This window comes from Kitasatospora sp. NPDC057015, from assembly GCF_042673745.1.
Lineage (GTDB): Bacteria > Actinomycetota > Actinomycetes > Streptomycetales > Streptomycetaceae > Kitasatospora.
Genome location: NZ_JBHUSG010000145.1, coordinates 1 through 1,484, shown reverse-complemented (window position 1 = coordinate 1,484; position 1,484 = coordinate 1). Strand labels below are relative to the sequence as shown.

General features: G+C 71.8%; 2 protein-coding genes. Both read right to left on the bottom strand.

Going from position 1 to position 1,484, the window contains the following annotated elements; genetic code table 11:
- Positions 1 to 942: electron transfer flavoprotein subunit alpha/FixB family protein (locus ACFTWP_RS41715; RefSeq protein WP_380270394.1), on the bottom strand; the 942-nt coding region annotated here is incomplete at its 3' end.
- A gap of 66 nt (positions 943 to 1,008) precedes the next feature.
- A partial coding sequence (locus ACFTWP_RS41710; RefSeq protein WP_380270393.1) for an electron transfer flavoprotein subunit beta/FixA family protein occupies positions 1,009 to 1,484 on the bottom strand: 476 nt, incomplete at its 5' end.

Sequence of the window (1,484 nt, the reverse complement as noted above, 5' to 3'; positions counted from 1 at the left end):
CTCGGCGGTGAGCTGGGGCAGGACGGCGAAGAGGTCGCCGACCACGCCGTAGTCCACCAGCTCGAAGATCGGCGCCTCCGGGTCCTTGTTCACCGCGACGATCGTCTTCGAGGTCTGCATACCGGCCCGGTGCTGGATCGCACCCGAGATGCCCGCCGCCACGTACAGCTGCGGGGACACCTGCTTACCGGTCTGCCCCACCTGGTTGCTGTGCGGGTACCAACCCGCGTCCACCGCGGCCCGCGAGGCACCCACGGCCGCACCCAGCGCGTCCGCGAGCTCCTCGACCACGCCGAAGCCCTGCGCCGCACCCACACCACGACCACCCGACACCACGATCGCGGCCTCGGTCAGCTCCGGACGACCCGACGACACCCGCGCCGTGCGCGAGGTCACCGTCGCCGCGTTACCGGTGAACGCCACCGCCACGCTCTCCACCGCACCCGCCGCCGCAGCCGCCTCCGGCGACGTCGAGTTCGGCTTCACCGTGATCACCGGCGTGCCGTGCGACACCCGCGACTTCACCTGGAACGACGCCGCGAACACCGACTGCGTCGCCACCGGACCACCCTCACCCGCCTCCAGGTCCACCGCGTCCGTGATGATCCCCGAACCCAGGCGCAACGCCACCCGGGCGGCGACCTCCTTGCCCTCACCGGAGGAGGTGACCAGCACCGCGGCGGCCTCGGCGGCCTTCGCGATCTGGGTCAACGCGTCGACCTTGGGGACGACCAGCTGGTCGGTGAACTCGGCGCCGTCGGCGACGTACACCTTGACGGCACCGAACTCGGCGACCCTGGCGGCGATCGCGGCGGCGTCGGCACCGGCGCCCAGCACCACTGCGGACGGCTCACCGATCCGACGGGCCAGCGTCAGCAGTTCGAGGGCCGGCTTGCGGACCACACCGTCGGCGTGGTCGACGAGGACGAGAATCTCACCCATTGCTCAATGTCTCCTGTTGCTCCCGACTGCCCCTCGTGGGAGGGGTCAGTCACCACGTCGAACGGGTCAGATGAACTTCTGCTCGGCGAGGTAGCCGGCGAGCGCCCTGCCGCCCTCGCCCTCGTCCTTGACGATGGTGCCGGCGGTGCGGGCCGGGCGGGCCGTGACGGCCTCCACCGCGGTCCAGGCGCCGGCCAGGCCGACCTCCTCGGCGTCGATGCCCAGGTCGTCCAGGTCGAAGGACTGCACCGGCTTCTTCTTCGCGGCCATGATGCCCTTGAAGGACGGGTAGCGGGCCTCACCGGACTGGTCGGTCACCGACACCACGGCCGGCAGCTGCGCCTCGACCTGCTCGGTGGCGGCGTCCCCGTCGCGGCGGCCCCTGACCGTGGTGCCCTCGACCGACACCTCCGACAGCAGCGTCAGCTGCGGCACGCCCAGGCGCTCCGCCAGCAGCGCCGGCAGCACGCCCATCGTGCCGTCGGTGGACGCCATGCCGCCGATCACCAGGTCGAAACCGGTCTGCTCCAGCGCCTTCGCGA